The sequence below is a fragment of the Dactylosporangium salmoneum genome (genome assembly GCF_039532525.1).
In the GTDB taxonomy this organism is placed as follows: domain Bacteria; phylum Actinomycetota; class Actinomycetes; order Mycobacteriales; family Micromonosporaceae; genus Dactylosporangium; species Dactylosporangium salmoneum.
Map to the genome: position 1 here is coordinate 140,442 of NZ_BAAARV010000016.1, position 21,263 is coordinate 161,704.

Below are 21,263 nucleotides of genomic sequence, written 5' to 3' on the forward strand. Positions count from 1 at the left end.
CGGGGTCCCGGCGGGTCTCGTCATCAAGCACGTGCAACTCGTGACCGGCGACCAGCCACAGCACGCCCTCCCACGAGGTGTCGAACACCGTCGCCGCGGACAACGCCACCCGGACGTTCCGGTGGTCCCCCATCAACCGCTGCCGGTGATGCTCGAACAGATTCAGCAGACTGGCGTGCTCAACCAGCACACCCTTCGGCCGACCCGTCGAACCCGACGTGTAGATCAGATACGCGCCCGAGCGCGGACTGATCACGGCCGGAAGCTCACCATCCAACAGCGGAAAGTCCGGCCTCACCACAACCGCCGGCCGAGCATCCGACAGGATGTAGTCGATCCGGTCCTGCGGATATTCGACGTCGACCGGCAGATACACCGCGCCCGCGCGCAGCACCGCCAGCCACGCCACCACCGCTTCGGGCGACCGCGGCAGCAGGACGGCCACGACCTTCTCCGGGCCGGCACCGTGCGCGACCAGCGACCGCGCCAGACGGTCCACGCGCACCGACAGCTCCGCGAACGTCCACGGCGCCAACGCGACCGCGTCCGGCGTCCGCGCGACCGTCGCCAGGAAACGGTCCACGATCGTGCCCTCGCCGACCACCACCGCCGGACCATCGAGGCTCGAGGACGCCGCAGACAGATCGAGCAGGCGGGCATCCGGCGCCGAGGCGAAGGAGCGCACCAGCGCCGCGAACCGCGCGAGGATGCGGTCCGGCCCCAGGTCGAGGTCCGGCCGGTACTCCAGCCGCAGCCGAAGCCGGGCACCGGGAACCACGACCAGGCTGAGCGGGTAGTGGGTGGCGTCGACCGGAATCCCGCCGCCGATGCGCAGCCCCGGCACGTCCGTCACCGCCGCCCCGGTCGGGTAGCTCTCGAACACCGTCAGCGTGTCGAACAGCTCCCCGACCCCGGCCAGCCGCTGGATGGCCGCCAGCCCCACGTGCTGGTGGTCCAGCAGCGCCGCCTGCTCCCCCTGCAGCCGGGCCAGGAACCCGGCCCACGTGTCCACCGGCCGGGGCCGCACCCGCACGGGGACCGTGTTGATGAACATGCCGACCATGTCCTCGGCGCCCGGCAGGTCGGCCGGCCGCCCGGACACGGTCGCCCCGAAGACCACGTCGTCGCGCCCGGTCAGCTCGCGCAGGACCAGCGCCCAGGCGCCCTGCACGACGGTGTTGAGGGTGAGGCCGCGCGCCCGGGCGGCGGCGACGAGCGCCTCGGTCCCGGCCTCGTCGACGACCACCTCGGCGACCTCCGGCAGCGCGGCGACCGCGGGCGCGCCGGGGGCCACCAGCGTGGGCTCGTCGAAGCCGTCCAGGGCGGCCCGCCAGGCGGCCTCGGCGGCGGCCCGGTCGCGGCCGGCGAGCCAGGCCAGGTGGTCGCGGAACGGCCGGGGCGCGGGGTTGGGCTCCCCGGCGTACAGGGCGAACAGGTCGCGCATGGCCAGCGGCCCCGACCAGCCGTCCATGAGCAGGTGGTGCTGGGTGACCAGCAGCCGGTGCTCGCCGGGCGACACGGTCGCGAGCACGAACCGGACCAGCGGCGGCGCCGCCAGGTCGAACGGCCGGCGCCGCTCCTCGGCGGCCAGCGCCGCCAGGGCCGCGACCTCGGCCTCGACCTCCGCGAACGGGACGGTGACGGAGGCCGCGACGGCCTGCACGGGCCGGCCGGACACGGTCCGGTCGAAGCCACCGCGCAGGTTCGGGTAGCGCGCCAGCAGCGCCTCGGCGGCCGCGCGGAGGCGGGCGGCGTCGACCTCGCCGGCGAGGGTGTAGACCTGCTGGACGGTGTAGACGTCCGGGCCTTCGCCGCCGGCCTCGGCGAGGTAGTACAGCCCCTCCTGCAGCGGCGTCAGCGGCAGCACGTCGGCCAGGCCCGGCCGGCGGGCGGACAGGTCGGCGAGGTCCGCCGCGCTCAGGCCGGCCAGCGGCACGTCCGACGGGGTGAGGGCGCCCGCGTCCGGCGCCGCGGCGGCCGCGCGGATCGCGACGAGCGCGGCGAACCAGTCGTCGGCCAGCCGGCGGGCGTCGGCGTCGGCGAGCGCGCCGGCCGGGTAGGAGAACTCGGCCCGCAGCACCGGCCCGTCGGCGGTGTCCACCGTGGACGCGTTCACGGCGAGGCGGTGGTGGACCGGCATGCCCGGTGCGGCGACGGCGTGTGCGGCCGGCAGCTCGGGGGCGAGCCCCCAGGGCGTCTCCGCGGCGGCCGCGAACCGGCCCAGGTAGTTGAACAGCACCTCCGGCTCGGCGTCGGGCAGCTCGGCGGGGGTGCGCAGGTGGCGCAGCACGCCGTAGCCGAGGCCGCCGTCGGCGATGGCGCGGAGGCGGTCCTTGACGCCGCGGACCACGGCGGCGGGGCCGCCGGCAGCGGACGGGAGGCGGACCGGGTACTCGCTGGTGAACCACCCGACGGTGCGGACCAGGTCGGCGCCGGGCACCGCCTGCTCCTCGCGGCCGTGGGACTCCAGGGCGACCAGCGGCTCGGCCGCCGCCCCGGTGCGCCGGGCCAGCGCCAGCACCAGGGCGGCCAGCAGGACGTCCTGGACGCCGGCCCGCAGCGCGTCGGGCACGGACGTGAGCAGCGGCCCGGCCAGCGACGGGTCGGCGGTGACCACAACGGTCCGCAGCGTGGCGGCGGTGTCCCGGGCCGGGTCGAGCGGGGCCGCGCCCAGGCGGGTCACCGGGCCGGCGAGGGCCGAGCGCCACGGGGCCGGGTCGGCGAGGGCCGAGCGCCACGGGGCCGGGTCGGCGGCGACGGCCTGCAGGGCCAGGGCCCAGGCGCGAAACGGCGTCCCGGCGGGCGGCACGGCCTCGCCACGGGCCGCCGCGGCGATGTCCTCGGCCAGGATGCGCCAGGAGACGCCGTCGACGACCAGGTGGTGGGCCACGAGCAGCAGCCGCCCGGGCGCGGCGCCGCGGTCGAACCAGACCGCCCGCACCATGGCGCCCGCCGCCGGGTCGAGCCGGTCCGCGGCCGCCTCGCGCTCGGCCGCGACGGCGGCGGCGAGGTCATCGGGGTCGGAGACCACCCGGAGGTCCAGGTCGAGGGGCGCGTCGGGCACGACGAGGGACCAGCGGTCCCCGGAGGCGTCCAGGCGGGCGCGGAGCATGTCGTGCGGGGCCAGCGCGGCCGCCACGATGCGCGAGAGCGTCCCGCGGGTCATGCCGGCCGGGGTGTACAGCACCATCGCCTGCGAGTAGCGGGAGACGTCGGCGCGCAGGGACCGCAGCCAGGCGACGATCGGGGTCTCGGGCACCGCGCCCACGCCCGAGGCCGCCGGGGCAGCCGCCGCGACGGGCGACGCTACCCGGGCCAGGGCGGCGACGGTCTGGTGCTCGAAGACCTGGCGCGGCGCGATGTGCAGGCCCGCGGCCCGCGCCCGGGAGACCAGCTGGATGGACAGGATGGAGTCGCCGCCCAGCGCGAAGAAGCCGTCCTCGACGCCGACCGCGGCCACGCCCAGCAGGTCGGCGACGAGGCCGGCCAGGATGCGCTCGTTGCCGGTGCGCGGGGCCGTGGACGAGGACGGCGCCGGGGCCTCGATCTCGGGCAGCGCGTCGCGGTCCACCTTGCCCGCGGTGGTCAGCGGGAACGCGTCCAGGGCCATGACCGCGGCCGGGACGAAATGACCGGGCAGGCGCTCGGCGGCCCACTCGCGCAGCCCGTCGGCGCTTCCGGTGACGTAGGCGAGGAGGCGGTGGTCGCGGGCGAGGACCACGGCCCGGGCGACCGCCGGGTGGGCGGCCAGCGCCGCCTCGACCTCCGCGGGCTCGACCCGGAAGCCGCGGATCTGCACCTGGTCGTCGGTGCGGCCGAGGAACTCCAGGTCGCCGCCGGGCGTGCGGCGGACGAGGTCGCCGGTGCGGTACATCCTCCGGCCCGTGACGAACGGGTCGGGCACGAAACGCTCGGCCGTGCGCGCGGGGGCGCCGAGGTAGCCGCGGGCGAGGCCCTCGCCGCCGAGGTACAGCTCGCCGGGGACGCCGGGCGGCACCGGGCGCAGCCGCTCGTCGAGGACGTGGGCGGTGCGGTTGAGGTCGGGGCGGCCGATGAGGACCCGGCCGGCGCCCGGCGCGGCGGCCCAGACGGTCGCGGTGACGGTCGCCTCGGTCGGCCCGTAGGCGTTGACCAGGCGGCGCCCGCGCGACCAGCGCTCGACCGTGTCGGCCGGGGTGGCCTCGCCGCCGACGACGACGGTGACCGAGGCCGGGATCGCGGTCTCCGGCAGCGCGGTGAGCAGCGCCGGGGGAAGGTCGGCGTGGGTGAGCCGCCGCGCCCGCGCGAACTCGCCGAACTCAGCACCCACCCGGGCCTCCGGCGGCACCACGACCAGCGTCCCGCCGCACAGCAGCGAGGCGGCGAGCTCGCTGACGGACACGTCGACGGCGGGCGACACGTACTGGGCCACCCGGCCGCCGGGCCCGGCCCCGAAGGCGGCGCAAACGCTCTCGACGAGCGCGGCCAGGCCCGCGTGCGGGACGACCACGCCCTTCGGCCGGCCGGTGGAGCCGCTGGTGTAGATGACGTACGCCGGGTGCTCCGCCCGCACCGCGACGCCGGGATCGGTGGCGTCGCCGGAAAGGTCGGCCACGGTCACCACGGGCACGCCCGGGAACGGCTCGGTCCCGGCGGCCGCGATGAGGGCGACGGGCGCGGCGTCGGCGATCTGGTCGGCCGCCCGGGCCCGCGGATGGTCAGGGTCCAGCGGCAGGTGGGCCGCGCCGGACTTGGCCACCGCCAGCAGCGCGACGATCAGGTCGGCGGAGCGCGGCAGCCGTACCGCCACGAAGCGCTCCGGCCCCGCCCCTGCCCCGATCAGCGTGCGGGCCAGCCGGTTGGCCAGCGCGTCCAGCTCGGCGTAGGTGAGCGAGCGGTCCCCGTCCTCGACCGCGACCGCCCCCGGCCGCGCGGCCGCCTGCTCGGCGAACAGCCGCGCCAGGGTGCGCGGCGGCACGTCCCGGCGCGGCCCCTGCCAGGCCCCGGCCAGCGCCGCCCGCTCGGGCCCGGACAGCAGCTCGGCCGCGCCGATGCGCGCTCCGGGCGATCCGGTCACCGCGACCAGCAGCCGCAGGAACCGGTCCACGATGGACTCGGCGGTGGCCCGGTCGAACAGGTCCGCGCGGTACTCCAGCGACCCGGCCAGCCCGCCGGCCCGCTCGGCGACGTCGAAGGTGAGGTCGAACTTGGCGGTGCCGGTGGGCACCAGGCGCGGCTCGGCGCGCAGGCCGGGGAAGCCGGCGACGGCGGGCAGCGGGGCCTGGTAGGAGACCATCACGCTGAACAGCGGGTGGTGGGCCAGGGTGCGGCCCGGGTTGAGCGCCTCGACCAGCTCGTCGAAGGGCACGTCCTGGTGGGCCAGGGCGGCCAGGTCGGCGGCGCGGACCCGGCCCAGCAGCTCGGCGAAGGTCGGGTCGCCGGAGACGTCGGTGCGCAGCACCACCGTGTTGACGAAGAAGCCGACGAGCCGCTCCAGGGCGTCGTCGCCGCGGCCCGCGACCGGGGTGCCGAGGGTGATGTCGTCGCCGGCGCCGAGGCGGGACAGCAGCGCGGCCACCGCGGCCTGGACGGTCATGAAGAGCGTGACGCCGTGGCGGCGGGCGAGGGCGCGCAGGTCGCGCTCCAGCTCCGGCGGGATCGGGAAGGCGACCGTGCCGCCGGCCGGCGCCGGGCGGGCCGGGCGGGGGCGGTCGGTGGGCAGGCGCAGGACCTCGGGCGCGCCGGCCAGGGCGGCCCGCCAGTACTCCAGGTGCCCGCCGATCGGCAGGGCGGCCTGCCAGGCGGCGTAGTCGGCGTACCGGACGGGCAGCGGCGCGAAGGCCGGCGCCCGGCCCTCGGCGCGGGCCGCGTAGGCGGTGGCGAGGTCGTCGAGCATCGGGGTCAGCGACCACTCGTCGCCGGCGATGTGGTGCACGAGCAGCAGCAGCACGTGCCGCCCCGGCCCGAGCGCGAAGAGCCGGGCCCGCAGCGGGATCTCGGCGGCGAGGTCGAACGGCACCCGCACGGCGGCGTCGATCGCGGCGTCGAGCCCGTCCGGCGCGACGTCCACGGCGGCCAGCTCGACGGCGGCCGGGCGCAGCACGGGATGCGGCTCGCCGTCGCGCTCGGCGAAGACGGTCCGCAGCGGCTCGTGCCGGACGGCCAGGTCGGCCAGCGCGGCGCGCAGCGCGGCCCGGTCCAGCGGCCCGTCGAGGTCGAGCGCGAGCGGCAGGTTGTAGGTGGCGCTCGGCCCCTCCAGGCGCTCCACCACCCACAGCCGCCGCTGGGCCGCGGACAGCGCGTCCGGCCCGGGGGCGGGGCGCAGCGGCGGCCGGGCCGGCCCCGATCCGGCGGAGGCGGCGACGCGGGCGGCCAGGGCGGCCGCGGTCGGCGCGTCGAAGACGTCACGCAGGGCCAGGTCGGCGCCGAAGACCGCGCGGACGCGCGCCACGACCCGCGCCGCGAGCAGCGAGTGCCCGCCCAGGGCGAAGAAGTCGTCGCGCGGCCCGACCGCGCCCACGCCGAGCACGTCGGCGAAGACCCCGGCGAGCAGCTCCTCCTCCGGCGTGCGGGCCGCCTCGGTCGCACCCCCGGCATAGTCGGGCGCGGGCAGGGCGCCCCGGTCGAGCTTGCCGTTGGGCGTGGCCGGCAGCGCGTCGAGAACCAGCACGGCCGCGGGCACCATGTAGTCCGGCAGGGCCTCGGCCGCCCGGTGGCGCAGCGCGGCCGCGTCCACGGCGACACCCGGGGCGGGGACGGCGTAGGCGACCAGGCGGCGGTCGCCGGGGCGGTCCTCGCGGACGATCGCGACCGCGCGCAGGACCGCTGGGTCGGCGGCCAGGACCGCCTCGACCTCACCGAGCTCGATGCGGAAGCCGCGCAGCTTCACCTGGTGGTCGACCCGGCCGAGGACGTCGAAGGTGCCGTCCGGGCGGCGCGCGGCGAGGTCGCCGGTGCGGTACATGCGCTCGCCCGGCGCGAACGGGTCGGCCACGAAGCGGGACGCGGTCAGCCCGGGGCGGCCCAGGTAGCCGCGGGCGACGCCGGCGCCGCCGAGGTACAGCTCGCCGGGGAAGCCGTCGGGGACCGGGCGCAGGGCGGCGTCGAGGACGTAGGCGCGGGTGTTCCAGATCGGGGCGCCGACGCTCACCGTGTCGTCGGTGAGGGGGTGGGCGGTGGACCAGATCGTGGTCTCGGTCGGGCCGTAGAGGTTGGTCACGGAGGCGGCGTGCTTGCGCAGCGCGGCGGCGAGGTCCGGCGGCAGCGCCTCGCCGCCGACCAGCACCCGCAAGCCGGAGAGGGCGGCCGGCCCGCCGGGGGCCTCGACCAGCTCGCGCCACAGGGTGGGCGTCGCCTGGACCACGGTCGCGCCGGTGCGCCGGACCATGTCCGCCAGCGCCCGCGGGTCCTGGACCGTCTCCTTCGGGGCGAGGACCACGGCCGCGCCGGTCAGCAGCGGGAGGTACAGCTCCAGGCCGGAGATGTCGAAGCTCACCGTGGTGACGGCGAGCAGGCGGTCCGACGGCGCCAGCGGCACCTCCTCGCGCATGGCGAGCAGGAAGTTGACGAGGTTCTCGCGGGTGATCACGACGCCCTTGGGGCGGCCGGTGGAGCCCGACGTGTAGAGCACGTAGGCGGCGTCGTGCAGCGGGCTCCCCGGCCCGCGCTCGTGCACCCCGCCGGCGTCCACCAGCAGCGCGGGCGCGGCGTCGGCGAGCATGAAGGCGAGCCGGTCAGCCGGGAAGTCGGGGTCGAGCGGCAGGTAGGCGGCGCCCGTGCGCTGCACCGCGAGGAGCGTGACGAGCAGCTGCTCGGTGCGCGGCAGGCACACGGCGACGGTCCGCCCGGGCGCGGCGCCCCGCCCGCGCAGGTCCGCCGCGAGCCGCTCGACCCGCTCGTCCAGCTCGGCGTAGGTCAGGGAGGTGCCGGCGTGCATCAGCGCCACGCCGCCCGGCGTCCGCCGCGCCTGCTCGCGCCACAGGCCGTCCACGCCCGACGGGGGCAGCGGCCGCGGCGCGACGGGGTCGGGGTCGCGGCCCAGGCTCAGCCGGCCGGTCGGGGCCGAGGGCTCCAGCGCGGCGAACGACGCGAGCAGCGCGGCCAGGCGGGCCGCGTGGGCCTCCACCGCGGACTCGGCGTAGCGGGCCGGGTTGGCGTCGACCACGATGGACGTGAGCCGGTCGTCGATGGTGATGGACAGGTCGTCGACCGGGCCGGGCGACAGGTATCGGGGCGTGCCCGGGCGGCCGGCGAAGGACAGCGTGGCCGCGAACGGCTTGATGTTCACCCACGGGCCGACCAGGCGGCGCTCCCCGCCGACGAGGCCCAGGTCGCGGCGGATGTCCTCCCCGCGGTACCGCTGATGCGCCCGGACGGAGCGCACCTCGGCCCCGACCCGGGCGACCAGCTCGGCCACCGAGTCGGCCGGCCGCACCGCCACACGCAGCGGCAGCACGTTGACGGCGGTGACCGGCACCCGCGCGGCGACCGAGCCGAGCCGGCCCATCATCGGCAGCCCGAGCACGACCTCCCCGGCCCCGGTGAGCCGGTGCACGTAGAGCGCGACGGCGGCGAGCACCGCCTCCATCCCGATGCCGAGAGCGGGGTCGAGCTCGACGGTGCGGCGGATGAACGTAGGGCTCGGCCGGACCGGCCCGCCGGAAAGGTCCGGCACCTCGACCCCGTCGAGGCGCGCGGCCCAGAACTCGCGGTCGGCGGCGAAGCGGGGCGACGCGCGGTAGGCGGCGTCCTCGGCCACGACGTCGGCCAGCGACCCGAACGGGCTCGGCGCCGGCTCCTCGCCCGCGGCCAGCGCGGTGTACACGGCGGCGAGGCGCTGGGCCACGAACGCGAAGGTGTAGGCGTCCATGACGACGTGGTGGCAGCGCTGGTACCACGTCCACGCCCCCGGCCCGCGCCGGACCAGCGCCTGCGCGAAGACCGGCCCGTTCACCAGGTCGACCGGCGCGCTGAGCCACGCCTCGTCGACGTCCTCGTCGCGCACCTCGAGGTGCCAGTCCAAGGACGCGATCTCCTGGCTGGGGGCCGCGTCGATGCGCACCCGGAGCGCCTCGGCCTCGTCGACGACCAGGCGAAGGGCCCGCTCGAACAGCCCCGGGTCGACATCGCCGTCGATGTCGATGCCGGCGGCCGTGGTGAACGCGGGGCCGGGGTCGAGCTGGTGGGCATACCAGATCCCGGCCTGGGCTCCGGTGAGGTCAAGACGGTCGGGCACGGTGCGGTTTCTCCTCAGCGCAGGGCAGGGCCCGCGCACCGGAATGGCGCGGCGGGCGGGGACCGGTCGGCGGTCAGGCACTCATCTCGGCGATGAGGCTGGCGGGCCGCATGTCGGTCCAGTGCCGTTCGACGTAGTCGAGGCAGGCGTCGCGGGCGTCCTCGCCGAAGACGATCCGCCAGCCGGCGGGCACGTCGGCGAAGGTGGGCCACAGCGAGTGCTGGTTCTCGTCGTTGACCAGCACGTAGTACCGGCCCTCGGGGTCCTCGAAGGGATTGGTGCTCATCGCGTCGCCTCCGGTTCGGTCCAGCCCAGGCCGTCGCCGCTCGGCACGAGGCCGCCCTCCAGCAGCGGCAGCTCCCGGGCCTGCTCGCCCTGCACGCCACGGACCTGGATGTTGTTCATCTCCTGCATGACCTCGCGCACGACCGGCGTGCCGAAGAGGTGGTGCATGCGCTCGCCGGACGGGGTCTGCATGTCCCCGGTGCGCTCGACCGCCCCGGCCAGCGCCTCGGACGAGGCGACCAGGCCGGTCAGCGCCTGCTCGCCGGAGTGCACGCCGCCGACCAGCGTCACGAAGGCCTCCAGGTCGGTGCTGGGGAGGTTCGTGACCTTGCGGGCCTTCCAGAAGTACGACTCCTCCGTGGTCTGCATGTCGTAGAACGCGGAGAGGAACTCGTAGAAGACGCGGTACTCGCGGCGGTAGCGGCCCTCGAACTCGGTGAACACCCGCTCCTGCGGCAGGGCACCGTCGAGCACCGTGTTGATGGAGCGGGCGGCGAGCAGGCCGGCGTAGGTGGCCAGGTGCACGCCGGTGGAGAAGACCGGGTCGATGAAGCAGGCGGCGTCGCCGACCAGCACCATGCCGGGGCGGTGGAACGTGCTGTTGGTGTACGAGTAGTCCTTGCGGGTGCGCAGTTCGCCGTAGACGCCGTCGGTGACCCGCGTGGCGTCCGACAGGTAGTCCTTGACGATCGCGCAGCGGTCGATGAAGCCCATCAGGGCCTGTTCCTGGTCGCCCTGCAGCCGGGCGGCGTGCTCGCGGCTGATGACCGCGCCGACGCTGGTCAGCGTGTCGGACAGCGGGATGTACCAGATCCAGCCCTCGTCGAAGGCGGCGCAGAGGATGTTGCCCGAGTCGGGGGCGGGCAGGCGCTTGCCCCCCTCGAAGTAGCCGAACAGCGCGATGTTGCGGAAGAACTCGGAGTACACCCGCTCGCCCTTGACGTGCTGGTGGATCCGGCTGCGGTTGCCCGAGGCATCGACGACGAAGCGGGCGTGGATCTCGCGCTCGACGCCGTCGGGGCCGGCGTAGCGGACGCCGCGGACCCGCTCCTCGTCGGCGAGGACGTCGGTGACCGCGCTGTTCTGGCGCACGTCCACGCCGTGCCTGGCCGCGTTGCGCAGCAGGATGTCGTCGAACTTCATCCGCTCGACCTGGTAGGCGTACGAGGTCGGGCCGGACAGCTCCGGGGCGACCGCGAAGAGGAAGTTCCACGGCACGGGGTTGGTCCCCCAGCGGAAGCTGCCGCCGCGCTTGACGGTGAACCCGGCGCGCTCGAGCTCCTCGCTGACGCCGAGCATCCGGGCGATGCCGTGCACTGTGGACGGTAGAAGGGACTCACCGATCTGGTACCGCGGAAAGGTCTCCTTCTCCAGCAGCACGACCCGGTGCCCGCGCCGGGCCAGCAGCGTGGCGGCGGTCGACCCGCCCGGCCCGCCGCCGACCACGACGACGTCGGCGTTCTCCGTTGTACTCAACGCTTCTCCTCCAGCAGGTTCCACCAGGCGGCGACCGTCGGCTCCAGCGCCAGGTCGAGGTAGCCGGCCTCGAAGCCGGCCGAGCGCCAGCGGGTCGCCAGGCTCATCAGCCGGATCGAGTCGAGGCCGAGGTCGATCAGGTTGTCGTCGTCGGCGAACGCGGACGGCTCCTCGCCCAGCGCCTCGGCGACGTCGCTGCGCATCCGCTCGCGGCTCAGGGGTGCGGTCATGGGCCTTCCTTCTCGTAGCTCAGCAGTTCGGCCCGCTTGTGGCCGAGTTCGTGGATGCCGATGGGCCGGAAGCCGGCGGCGGCGAACATCCGGCGGGCCACGACGTGCCGCTCGTCCGGGTCGGCGAGGACCCGGCGGCAGCGCGGGTCGGCGCGGAACAGGCCCTCGGCGAGCGCCCGGACCATGGCCCGGCCGAGGCCCTTGCCGGTCCGCTCGCGTTCGCCGATGGCCAGGTGCACGCCGAGGTCGTACGGGTCCGCCGCGTAGCAGCGGCCGACCACGTCCCGCGGGGTGCGGTAGACCTCCACGTAGGCCAGCGGCGCGCCGTCGTGGGAGACGAGGTACGGCCGGGAGTGCACGCCGGCCAGCTGCCCGGCGAGCTCCCCCGCCCACTGCTCGGCCGGCCACGCCGCCTGCCAGAACGGCACCACGTGCGGCTCGCCCATCCAGCGGCTCACCAGCGCCGGGTCCGGGCCGGCCGGCCGCAGGCCCCGGACCGTCCACGGTGGACCGAGCACCGGGGCCGGCGGCGGCCCCGCCGCGACCACCGCCGCGGCGAGCCCGGCCGTGACCTCACGCGTGGACACTCAGCCGGCCGCCTTGGCGGCGGTGGCGATCGTCGGCAGGACGTTGCCGATGATGTACTGCACCGAAAGCGGCGTCGGCGTGCGCAGCGACGAGAACTGCGCGTCGCTCAGCGCCACGTACGAGCCACGCTTCACCGACCCGAGCCCCTTGAACAGCGCGTTGCCCTCCAGGGCGGGCTTGAGGCCGGCCTCGGCGTAGTAGACGAGCGTGACGTCGGCGTCGATCACGCCGACCTTCTCGAGGCTCAGCTGGACCGCGAAGTCCTCGCCCTGCAGGGCGGCCACGCTCGGGGCGAGCACCATGCCGAAGTCGTTGAGCATCTTCACGCCGGCGTCCTTGTCGGAGCGCAGCACGCCGATCGAGCCGGCCTCCCAGACCTGGCTGAGCGAGAACTTCTTGCCGGCCAGCTCCGGGTGGTCGCTCTTGGCCTTGGTCACCTTGCCCTCGACGTCGGCGACGATCTTCTCCGCCTCGGCGCTCTTGCCCACGGCCTTGGCCACCTGGCGCAGCGTGGTCTGCCACGGGTCCTCGAAGGCGCCGGTGGTCTCGTAGGCGGTGGTCGGCGCGAGCTTGCTGAGCTTGGCGTACTCGTCCTGGATGTAGTAGTCGCCGCCGGCCAGGATCAGGTCCGGGTTCAGCGCCGCGATCTTCTCCACGTCGAAGCCGTTGTCGCCCGCGGACAGCACGGCCGGCTTGCCGGTGAGCAGCGGCTTGGCCCACGCGGTGACGCCGTCCTCGCCGGAGGACTCGGCGATGCCGACCGGCTGGACGCCGAGCACCAGCAGCGCGTCGAGGTCGGCGTCGGAGAGGGCGACGATCCGCTTCGGCGCGGCCGGGACGGTCGCGGTGCCCAGCTTGTGGGTCAGCGTGACGGGGTAGCCGGCCGCGGCCGGCGCGGCGCCGGATGGGGCGGCGTCGGCCGAGGTGCCGGCCGCGTCGTCGCCGCAGGCGCCGAGCAACGCGACGCCCGCGACGAGCGCGAGGCCGGCGGCCAGGGCCCGGCGGGCGGGGCGCAGGGAGAAGGTCATGTCGGGCTCACACTCCGGTTGTTAGGTTAGGCTAACCTAAGTTAACGGAGGACCCCGATCGCGGGCAAGTGTGAGGTAAGGCTAACCTTTCTTCGACTTTCAGCGATAGAGGTGATCGATGACCGCCCCAGGGACGGTGTTACCGGTACGGCGCGGAGCCGCCCTCGCCGGGCTGGGCTCGGCCGTCGCCGTGGCGGTGGTGCTGAGCCTCGCCGTCGGCGCGCAGGACCTCGCCCCCGCCGCGGTCTGGCGGGCCGTCGTCGATCCGATCCCCGGTGCGGAGGCCACCGCGATCGTGCGCGACCTGCGCCTGCCCCGCACGATCCTGGGGCTGCTGGCCGGGCTGGCGCTCGGCGCGGCCGGCGCGCTCATGCAGGGGCACACCCGCAACCCGCTCGCCGACCCGGGGCTGCTCGGCATCTCGGCCGGCGCCTCGTTCGCGGTCGTCATCGGCATCCAGGTCGGGGCGAGCGGGCTCACGGGGTACATCTGGTTCGCCTTCGCCGGCGCGCTGCTGGCCAGCGTCCTCGTCTTCGGCATCGCCTCCGGGCGGCGCGGCGGCCCGACCCCGGTCACGCTCGCCCTGGCCGGCATGGCGATCAGCGCCCTGCTGTCCGCGTTCACCCAGTCATTGCTGCTGTCCGACGACGCGAGCCTCAACGTCTACCGGTTCTGGGTGGTGGGCTCCCTGGCCGGCCGCGACGCCGGCGTGGCCGCGCAGGTCGCCCCGTTCATCGCCGCCGGGCTGATCCTGGCGCTGGTCAACGCGCCCGCGCTCAACGCGCTCGGGCTGGGCGAGGACGTGGCCCGGGCGCTCGGGCAGCGGGTCTTCGCCGCGCGGGTGGTCGGGGTGGCGGCGATCGTGCTGCTCACCGGCGCGGCCACCGCGGCCTGCGGCCCGATCGGGTTCCTCGGGCTGGTCGTGCCGCACGCCGCGCGGGCGCTCACCGGCCCCGACCACCGCTGGCTGGTGCCGGCCTCCGCGCTGGCCGGCGCGACCGTGCTGCTGCTGGCCGACGTGGCCGGCCGGGTCGTGGTGCGCCCGGCCGAACTGCAGACCGGAATCGTGCTCGCGGTCGTCGGCGCGCCCTTCTTCATCGCCCTGGTCCGCCGCCGCCGAGGGGCGGTCCGGCTGTGACCCGGGTCCTCGCGCTGCGCACCGCGACGGTCTGCCTCGCCGGGCTGGCGGCGGCCCTCGCGGTGGCGGTGGCCGCCATCGGGCGGGGCAGCTTCGCCATCCCGCCGGGCACCGTCGTCGACGTGCTGCTGGGTGGCGGTACGCCCGGACAGCGGCTCATCATCATGGACCTGCGGCTGCCGCGGATCCTCGCCGCCCTGCTCGTCGGCGCGGCCCTCGCCGTGTCCGGCGCGCTCACCCAGACCGTCGCCCGCAACCCCCTCGCCAGCCCCGACGTGCTCGGGGTGACGAGCGGCGCCTCGCTCGGCGCCGTGGCGCTGATCGTGCTCGCCGGTCCGGCCGCCGCGGGGGTACCGCTGGCCGCCCTCGGCGGCGGCCTGCTCGCCGCCCTCGGCGTGTACCTGCTCGCGTGGCGGCGCGGGGTGGACGGCTACCGGCTGGTGCTCGTCGGCCTCGGCGTCGGCGAGATCGTGCAGAGCGGCGTGTCCTGGTTCCTGGTCCGGGCCGACATCGTGGACGCGACCAAGGCCACCATCTGGCTCAACGGCTCGGTCGCCGGGGCCGGATGGGCGCAGGTCGGCCCGCTGGCGATCGCCCTCGCCGTGCTGCTGCCCGCGGCGCTGGCCACCTCCTTCACGCTGCGGGCGCTGCAGTTCGACGACGACGTGGCCCGCTCGCTCGGCGTGCGGCTGCAGGCGGCCCGCCTCGCGGTGGTCCTCGTCGCCGTGGCCCTGGCCGCCGTGGCCGTGTCCGCGGCCGGCCCGATCGAGTTCGTCGCCTTCGTGGTACCGCAGGTCGCCCTTCGGCTGTGCGGAGGCTCCCGGCCGCCGATGCTCGCCTCCGCCGCGCTCGGCGCGCTGCTGGTCGCCGCGGCCGACCTCGCCGCCCGCACCGTGCTGCCCGGCCGCGAGCTGCCGGTCGGCCTGGTCACCGCCATCGCCGGCGCGCCATACCTGTTGTGGCTGCTGGTCCGCGACAACCGGAGGAACACGGCATGACCACTGTGGACGGTGTACGGCTGCGGGCGCGCGGGCTGCGGCTCGGGTACGGCGACGACGTCGTGGTCGACGGGCTGGACCTCGACGTGCCCGGCGGCGCGGTCACGGCCGTCGTCGGCCCGAACGGCTGCGGCAAGTCGACCCTGCTGCGGGCGTTGGGCCGGCTGCTGCGCCCGCGCGCCGGCGAGGTCCTGCTCGACGGCCGGCGCATCGAGCGCATGCCGACCCGCGACGTGGCCCGCATCATCGGGATGCTGCCGCAGAGCCCGGTCGCCCCCGACGGCCTGACCGTCGCCGACCTCGTCATGCGCGGCCGCCACCCGCACCAGAACTGGTTCCGCCAGTGGTCCGCCGCCGACGCCGGCCTGGTCGCCGAGGCCCTCGAATGGACCGACATGCGCGACCTGGCCGACCGTCCGGTCGAGGCCCTCTCCGGCGGCCAGCGCCAGCGCGCCTGGCTGTCCATGGCGCTGGCCCAGGGCACGGAGATTCTGCTGCTCGACGAGCCGACCACGTACCTCGACCTGAGCCACCAGATCGACGTGCTCGACCTCGTCGCCCGGCTGCACCGGGAGCGGGGCCGTACCATCGTGATGGTGCTGCACGACCTCAACCTGGCCGCCCGCTACGCCGACCACGTGGTGGCGATGCGGACCGGGCGGATCGTCGCGCAGGGCCCGCCGGCCGAGGTGTTCACCGCGCCGCTGCTGGCCGAGGTCTTCGGCCTGGCCGCGCTGGTGGTCCCCGACCCGGCGACCGGCACACCCCTGGTGGTCCCGCTGCCCCGCACGACCAGCACGCCCCCGGCGGTGGAGAGGGGTCACAGCAGGCCGGCGAGCTTGTAGAGGACCAGGGAGCCGGCCACGGCGACGTTCAGGCTCAGCCCGGTGCCGACCATGGGGATCTCGACCGCGCCGTCGAGGAGGTCCAGGGCCTCGGGCGGGATGCCGGTCGACTCGTGGCCGAGCACCATCACGGTTCGGCGGCGGGCGGCGGGCAGGTCGGCCAGGCGCATGGCCTCGTCGGCCAGTTCCACCCCGAGGACCCGGGCGCCGCCGGCCCGCTCCTCGGCCAGCCAGCGCAGCGGGTTGCCGACGCGGTGCACGCAGGCCGGCTGGCGCAGCGTGTTGCCCCGGGCGAGGGCCTCGTCGACCCAGGGAAACGACGGCGCGGCCAGGCACGCCCCGACCGCGTCGCAGGTCCGCAGTAGTGTGCCGAGGTTGGCGCCGTGCATGGGCCACAGCGGCGCGGCGATGAGGTGCCCCAAGCAGCGGTGCCGGCGGGGACGACGGGACGAGCGGATCTCACGCGGGGTACGAACCCGGATCGCGGTGCTCATGTGGAGCGTGCTTCGCGGCGCACGCGAGCCATCGACGACGAATGGTCCCCACGATCATAGCGGGAGCGGCGGCCCGGCAGGCTACTGGTGCAAAGGCGCGCCGTCGAGGGACGCAGCGTCGACGACGAACTGGCGCTCGTGGTACACGAGGCGGCCGTCCGACGGGCCGATCGCCACGTCGAGCACCTCGGCGACCACCACCGTCGACGCGCCCACCGCGACCCGCTGCAGCGGCACGCAGACGAGCGCGGCGGCCGCCTTGTCGAGCACCGGCTCGCCGGTCGGCAGGTACCGCCACCCCTGCTCGGGGGTGAACCGCGGGCCGCCCGGCCGGGCGAAGTCCTGCGCCAGGGCCGCGTGCGCCGCGCCGAGCAGGTGCACCACGAGCCGGTCCGCCGACGCGATCAGCCGGGCCGACGGCGAGTCCATCACCGAGAACGACAGCGCGGGCGGGACCAGCGACACCGAGGCCACGCTCGACGCGGTCAGCCCCGCCGGGCCGGACGGGCCGCACACGGTAATGACCGCGACCCCGGTCGGGTAGCCGCGGAAGGCCGCCTTGAACAGTTCCACCACTGGACTCACGATAAAACCTCAACATTGCTTGAGGTCAAGGTCAATGCGGTGTGACAAGTGCCCTGCCGGAGGTCAGCCGGGTGTGACGAGCCCCTGGAGCCCGACCAGGATCGCCACGATGCCGAACACGGCCAGCAGCAGCGCCGCGCCTGCCGGCACCTCGCCGGGCGCCGGGTCGGCCGGCCGCTGACGCCCGGTCAGCCGCTCCCAGAGCAGCGCCACGCCCACGCCGATGCCGACCACCTCGAAGTGGAAGACGCGCGGCCCGGCCAGCAGGTGGGTGAGCAGCCAGGCCGCGCCGGCGGCGAGCGCCACGATCCCCACGATCCAGCCGAAGGGGGCCACCCGGTCGGCGAACCGGCCGAGGTCGTCGCCGACCCGGGGCAGCCGGCGCAGCAGGGCGATGGCGAGCAGGAACCCGCCGGCGATGTTCGCGAGGTCGAGCAGCAGGGCCAGGAGCACGCGGGCAAATCTAACGCACGCCGCGGCGGCACCAGGGCGCCATTATTGTTGACAATCGGCTTCCGTATGCCGGAAAGCCCAGCACCCATTGCTGATCGATTGTTGACAATCATGACGGTGGCCCTAGGCTGAGGCGCATGGCGAGAAACGTCGTCGTGACCGGGGTGCCACGGGCGGACATCGCGGCGGCCGAGCGGCTGGGCGGCTTCGGGGTGGCGACCGTCCACGAGGCGCTCGGGCGGACCGGCTACCTCGGGCCCGAGTTCCGCCCGGCCTGGCCCGGCGCGCGGGCTGGCGGCACGGCCGTCACCGCGCTGTGCTGGCCGGGCGACAACCTGATGATCCACGTGGCGGTGGAGCAGTGCCGGCCGGGCGACGTGCTCGTGGTCGCCACCGCCGCGCCGAGCACCGACGGGCTCTTCGGCGAGCTGCTCGCGGTGTCGCTGCGGGCCCGCGGGGTGCGCGGCGTCGTGCTCGCCAGCGGGGTGCGCGACGTCGCGGCGCTGCGCGAGATGCGCTTCCCGGCCTGGTCGCGGGCGATCAGCGCGCAGGGCACGGTGAAGGCCACGGCCGGGTCGGTGAACCTGCCGGTGGTGCTCGGCGGGCAGGTGGTGCACCCCGGCGACGTGGTGCTCGGCGACGACGACGGCGTCCTGGTGGTACCGCGGGCCGACACCGGCCGGGCGCTGGCCGCCGCGCAGGAGCGGGCCGACAGGGAGGACGCCGCGCGGGCCGCCTTCGCCGCCGGGGAGCTGGGCCTGGACCGCTACGGGATGCGCCCGCGCCTGCGGGAGCTGGGCATCGAGTACGTGCGGTACGACGACCACCATGGCTGAGGGCTACGACGCCACGGGCGTGCGGTGCACGATGCTGCGCGGCGGCACCTCCCGCGGCCTGTACTTCGAGCCCGCCGACCTGCCCGCCGACCCGCGCGCCCGCGACGAGCTGCTGCTGCGGCTCATGGGCACGCCCGATCCGCGCCAGATCGACGGCCTCGGCGGGGCCACCTCGCTGACCAGCAAGGTGGCCGTCGTCGGCCCCTCGGCGCACCCCGGCGCCGACGTCGACTACCTGTTCCTGCAGCTCGGCGTCGGCGAGGCCACCGTAGGCGACCGGCAGAACTGCGGCAACATCCTGGCCGGCGTCGGGCCCTTCGCGGTCGAGCGCGGGCTGGTCCCGGCCGGCCCGGCGGAGACCTCGGTGCGCATCCGGATGGTGAACTCGGACAGCGTGGCCGTCGCGACCTTCCCGACGCCGGGCGGGCGGGTGGAGTACCGCGGCGGCACCTCCATCGACGGCGTCCCGGGCACCGCCGCGCCCGTCGTGCTCGCCTTCGCCGCCGCCGGCGAGCTGCTGCCCACGCGGCGGGTCCGGGACGAGATCGACGGGGTGCCCGTCACGCTGGTCGACAACGGCATGCCGGTCGTCCTCGCGCGGGCCGCCGACTTCGGGCTGACCGGGGCCGAACCGCCAGAGGTGCTGGCCGCCGACGCCGCGCTGCTGGCCCGCGTCGACGCGCTGCGCCGCTCGGCCGGCGAGCTGATGGGCCTCGGCGACGTTTCCCGCGCATCGGTACCGAAGACAGTCCTCGTCGCCCCGCCGCGCGACGGCGGCCAGGTGGCCACCCGCTCCTTCATCCCCGTCCAGCCGCACACCTCGATCGGCGTGCTCGCCGCGGTCAGCGTCGTCACCGGCCTGCTGCTGCCGGGCGCCGTCGGCCACGAGCTCACCGCCGGCTGGCCGGACGGCTCCCGGGTCGACGTCGAGCACCCGAGCGGGCACCTGCTGGTCGACGCCGTGCTCGACGCGGCCGCCGACCCGCCCCGGGTGGTGCGCTGCGGCGTGGTCCGCACCACCCGCAAGCTCTTCGACGGCGTCGCCTACCCCCGCGCGTGAACCGGAGACCGCCCATGCCGCCCCTGCACCACGTCGCCCACCTCGCCCACGTCGAGCTCCGCACGCCGGCGTTCGACCGCAGCCTCGACTTCTTCACGCGGTACCTCGGCCTGTCCGTCAACGGCGAGGCCGGCGACTCGGTGTTCCTGCGCGCCTGGGACGACTACGAGCAGGCCACCGTCAAGCTGACCCGGCACGCCACCTCGGGCGTCGGGCGCACCTGCCTGCGCGCGGCCACCCCGGAGGCGCTCGGCAAGCTGGTCGGCGCGCTGGAGGCGACCGGCCGCGGCCTGGGCTGGACCGACGGCGACCCCGGCTACGGCCCCACCTACGCCTTCACCGACCCCGACGGCCACGAGTTCGGGCTGTACTACGAGACCGAGTGGTACCGGCCGCCGGAGGCCCTGCGGCCGGCCCTGAAGAACCAGGCCGGCGCCTACCCGGGCCACGGGGTGAGCGTGCGCCGCCTGGACCACGTCAACTACCTCGGCGTCGACGTCGAGGCCAACCGCGACTTCCACCGCGACACGCTCGGCGCCCTCGTCACCGAGCAGATCGTGCTGGACGACGCGAGCGTCGACGGCAGCTGGACCACCTACACCAGCAAGGGCTACGACGTGGTGTACACCCGCGACCGCACCGGCACGCCCGGGCGCCTGCACCACCTCGCCTTCGCCACCGACTCCCGCGAGGACATCCTGCGGGCCGCCGACATCGCCCTCGAGCAGGGCGTCCACATCGAGACGGGCCCGCACAAGCACGCGATTCAGCAGACCTTCTTCCTGTACGTCTACGAACCCGGCGGCAACCGCGTCGAACTGTGCAACGCGGGCGCCCGGCTGGTCCTCGCCCCCGACTGGCGCACGGTCGACTGGACCGAGGCCGAGCGCGCGAAGGGCCAGGCGTGGGGCCTGCGGACGATCCCGTCGTTCCACACCCACGGCACGCCGCCGGTCGCCGGGGCCTGACGTGATCATCGACTGCCACGGCCACTCGTTCCACACCCACGGCACGCCGCCGGTCGCCGGGGCCTGACGTGATCATCGACTGTCACGGCCACTACACGACCGCCCCCGCGGCCCACGCCGAGTGGCGCCGGGCGCAGCTGGCCGCGCATGAGCGGGGCGAGGCGCCGCCGCCGTACCCCGCGATCACAGACGACGAGATCCGCGCCGGCATCGAGGGCAGCCAGCTGCGGCTCATGGACGAGCGCGGCATCGACCTGACCCTCTTCTCGCCCCGGGCCTCGGCCATGGGCCACCACGCCGGCGACGAGCGGACCAGCCTGGAGTGGGCGCGGGCGAGCAACGACCTGGTCGCCCGGGTGGCGGGGCTCTTCCCGGGCCGCTTCGCCGGGGTCGGGCAGCTGCCCCAGTCCCCCGGCGTGCCGATCGAGCGCTCGGTCGCGGAGCTGCGCCGCTGCGTCGAGGAGCTGGGCTTCGTCGGCTGCAACCTCAACCCCGACCCGAGCGGCGGGCACTGGACCTCGGCCCCGCTGACCGACCGGTCCTGGTACCCGCTCTACGAGGCCCTGGCGGAGCTGGACGCGCCGGCCATGGTGCACGTCTCCGCGGTCACCAACCGCAACTTCCACGCCACGGGCTCGCACTACCTCAACGCCGACACGACGGCGTTCATGCAGCTGCTGCAGGCCGACCTGTTCCGCGACCTGCCCGGCCTGCGGCTGGTCCTGCCGCACGGCGGGGGCGCGGTGCCCTTCCACTGGGGCCGCTTCCGCGGGCTGGCCGGGATGCTGGGCCGCCCGTCGATCGAGGAGGCGCTGCTGGGCAACGTCTTCTTCGACACCTGCGTCTACCACCAGCCGGGCATCGACCTGCTCTTCGCGGTCCTGCCGGAGGACAACATCCTCTTCGGCTCCGAGATGGTCGGCGCGGTCCGCGGGATCGACCCGCGGACCGGCCACCACTTCGACGACACCCGGCGCTACGTCGACGCTCTGGGCCTGGGCGCCGAGGCCCGGGCGAAGGTCTACGAGCGCAACGCCCGCCGGGTCTACCGCCGGCTGCCCTGAC

Annotated in this window: 16 protein-coding genes (1 of these 16 only partly in view); 7 read left to right on the forward strand and 9 right to left on the reverse strand. The window is 75.6% G+C overall.

Annotated features, from left to right (window positions below; genetic code table 11):
- The 6 genes from ABD352_RS08335 to ABD352_RS08360 all read right to left on the reverse strand — a co-directional run.
- Positions 1-9,214: the 5' portion of an amino acid adenylation domain-containing protein gene (locus ABD352_RS08335; RefSeq protein WP_344611651.1), read on the reverse strand. Its footprint begins 5,618 nt before the window's first position; 9,214 of the gene's 14,832 nt are visible here — the first part of the coding sequence; it begins with the start codon at positions 9,212-9,214; the stop codon falls past the left edge of the window.
- A gap of 73 nt (positions 9,215-9,287) precedes the next feature.
- Positions 9,288-9,500: an MbtH family protein gene (locus tag ABD352_RS08340; RefSeq protein WP_344611652.1), complete on the reverse strand. Its 213-nt coding sequence runs from the start codon at positions 9,498-9,500 to the stop codon at positions 9,288-9,290.
- Positions 9,497-10,975, reverse strand: coding sequence for a tryptophan 7-halogenase (locus ABD352_RS08345; RefSeq protein WP_344611653.1), 1,479 nt, complete (start codon positions 10,973-10,975; stop codon positions 9,497-9,499). The genes ABD352_RS08340 and ABD352_RS08345 overlap by 4 nt, the downstream gene beginning before the upstream one ends.
- Positions 10,972-11,205, reverse strand: coding sequence for a phosphopantetheine-binding protein (locus tag ABD352_RS08350; RefSeq protein WP_344611654.1), 234 nt, complete (start codon positions 11,203-11,205; stop codon positions 10,972-10,974). Before ABD352_RS08350 ends, ABD352_RS08345 begins: the two co-directional genes overlap by 4 nt.
- On the reverse strand, positions 11,202-11,792 hold the full coding sequence (locus ABD352_RS08355; RefSeq protein WP_344611655.1) for a GNAT family N-acetyltransferase: 591 nt from the start codon (positions 11,790-11,792) through the stop codon (positions 11,202-11,204). Before ABD352_RS08355 ends, ABD352_RS08350 begins: the two co-directional genes overlap by 4 nt.
- The gene (locus ABD352_RS08360; RefSeq protein ID WP_344611656.1) at positions 11,793-12,821 is read right to left on the reverse strand and encodes an iron-siderophore ABC transporter substrate-binding protein; all 1,029 of its coding nucleotides are present in this window, start codon (positions 12,819-12,821) and stop codon (positions 11,793-11,795) included.
- A 118-nt stretch (positions 12,822-12,939) separates the two neighbouring features.
- Here ABD352_RS08360 and ABD352_RS08365 point away from each other — a divergent pair, with 118 nt between their 5' ends.
- From ABD352_RS08365 to ABD352_RS08375, 3 genes are read left to right on the forward strand one after another with little or no spacing between them, the layout of a single operon-like run.
- Complete coding sequence (locus tag ABD352_RS08365) at positions 12,940-13,959, forward strand: FecCD family ABC transporter permease (protein ID WP_344611657.1); 1,020 nt, start codon at positions 12,940-12,942, stop codon at positions 13,957-13,959.
- Positions 13,956-14,957 carry a FecCD family ABC transporter permease gene (locus ABD352_RS08370; RefSeq protein WP_344611658.1) on the forward strand — a complete coding sequence of 334 codons (1,002 nt, stop codon included), beginning with the start codon at positions 13,956-13,958 and terminating at the stop codon, positions 14,955-14,957. The genes ABD352_RS08365 and ABD352_RS08370 overlap by 4 nt, the downstream gene beginning before the upstream one ends.
- Entirely contained in the window at positions 14,954-15,802 is an 849-nt protein-coding gene (locus ABD352_RS08375; RefSeq protein WP_344611659.1) for an ABC transporter ATP-binding protein, read from the forward strand. Before ABD352_RS08370 ends, ABD352_RS08375 begins: the two co-directional genes overlap by 4 nt.
- Here ABD352_RS08375 and ABD352_RS08380 read toward each other — a convergent pair.
- The 3 genes from ABD352_RS08380 to ABD352_RS08390 all read right to left on the reverse strand — a co-directional run bounded on the left by ABD352_RS08380 (position 15,778) and on the right by ABD352_RS08390 (position 17,334).
- A complete protein-coding gene (locus ABD352_RS08380) occupies positions 15,778-16,296 on the reverse strand; it encodes a TrmH family RNA methyltransferase (protein WP_344611660.1) in 519 nt (172 codons plus the stop codon). The genes ABD352_RS08375 and ABD352_RS08380 overlap by 25 nt on opposite strands.
- Before the next feature lie 81 nt (positions 16,297-16,377).
- Positions 16,378-16,881: a flavin reductase family protein gene (locus ABD352_RS08385; protein ID WP_344611661.1), complete on the reverse strand. Its 504-nt coding sequence runs from the start codon at positions 16,879-16,881 to the stop codon at positions 16,378-16,380.
- Positions 16,882-16,944: 63 nt separating this feature from the next.
- A complete protein-coding gene (locus ABD352_RS08390; RefSeq protein WP_344611662.1) occupies positions 16,945-17,334 on the reverse strand; it encodes a hypothetical protein in 390 nt (129 codons plus the stop codon).
- 137 nt (positions 17,335-17,471) lie between these two features.
- Between ABD352_RS08390 and ABD352_RS08395 the strand changes: the two genes are divergently transcribed.
- The 4 genes from ABD352_RS08395 to ABD352_RS08410 all read left to right on the forward strand — a co-directional run bounded on the left by ABD352_RS08395 (position 17,472) and on the right by ABD352_RS08410 (position 21,262).
- Entirely contained in the window at positions 17,472-18,170 is a 699-nt protein-coding gene (locus ABD352_RS08395; RefSeq protein WP_344611663.1) for a 4-carboxy-4-hydroxy-2-oxoadipate aldolase/oxaloacetate decarboxylase, read from the forward strand.
- Positions 18,163-19,230 (forward strand): 4-oxalomesaconate tautomerase, encoded by a 1,068-nt coding sequence (locus ABD352_RS08400; protein ID WP_344611664.1) that lies wholly within the window; start codon positions 18,163-18,165, stop codon positions 19,228-19,230. Before ABD352_RS08395 ends, ABD352_RS08400 begins: the two co-directional genes overlap by 8 nt.
- 14 nt (positions 19,231-19,244) lie before the next feature.
- A complete protein-coding gene (locus ABD352_RS08405; RefSeq protein ID WP_344611665.1) occupies positions 19,245-20,198 on the forward strand; it encodes a VOC family protein in 954 nt (317 codons plus the stop codon).
- A gap of 68 nt (positions 20,199-20,266) precedes the next feature.
- On the forward strand, positions 20,267-21,262 hold the full coding sequence (locus tag ABD352_RS08410) for an amidohydrolase family protein (RefSeq protein WP_344611666.1): 996 nt from the start codon (positions 20,267-20,269) through the stop codon (positions 21,260-21,262).
- The last annotated feature ends 1 nt before the right edge of the window (position 21,263 follow it).

What these genes read in the sequence shown, in the direction of transcription:
- ABD352_RS08400 (WP_344611664.1), top strand. Translation starts at nt 18,163, where the DNA reads ATGGCTGAGGGCTACGACGCCACGGGCGTGCGGTGCACGATGCTGCGC.
- ABD352_RS08360 (WP_344611656.1), bottom strand. Translation starts at nt 12,821, where the DNA reads ATGACCTTCTCCCTGCGCCCCGCCCGCCGGGCCCTGGCCGCCGGCCTC.
- ABD352_RS08405 (WP_344611665.1), top strand. Translation starts at nt 19,245, where the DNA reads ATGCCGCCCCTGCACCACGTCGCCCACCTCGCCCACGTCGAGCTCCGC.
- ABD352_RS08395 (WP_344611663.1), top strand. Translation starts at nt 17,472, where the DNA reads ATGGCGAGAAACGTCGTCGTGACCGGGGTGCCACGGGCGGACATCGCG.
- ABD352_RS08375 (WP_344611659.1), top strand. Translation starts at nt 14,954, where the DNA reads ATGACCACTGTGGACGGTGTACGGCTGCGGGCGCGCGGGCTGCGGCTC.
- ABD352_RS08350 (WP_344611654.1), bottom strand. Translation starts at nt 11,205, where the DNA reads ATGACCGCACCCCTGAGCCGCGAGCGGATGCGCAGCGACGTCGCCGAG.
- ABD352_RS08340 (WP_344611652.1), bottom strand. Translation starts at nt 9,500, where the DNA reads ATGAGCACCAATCCCTTCGAGGACCCCGAGGGCCGGTACTACGTGCTG.
- ABD352_RS08365 (WP_344611657.1), top strand. Translation starts at nt 12,940, where the DNA reads ATGACCGCCCCAGGGACGGTGTTACCGGTACGGCGCGGAGCCGCCCTC.
- ABD352_RS08380 (WP_344611660.1), bottom strand. Translation starts at nt 16,296, where the DNA reads ATGAGCACCGCGATCCGGGTTCGTACCCCGCGTGAGATCCGCTCGTCC.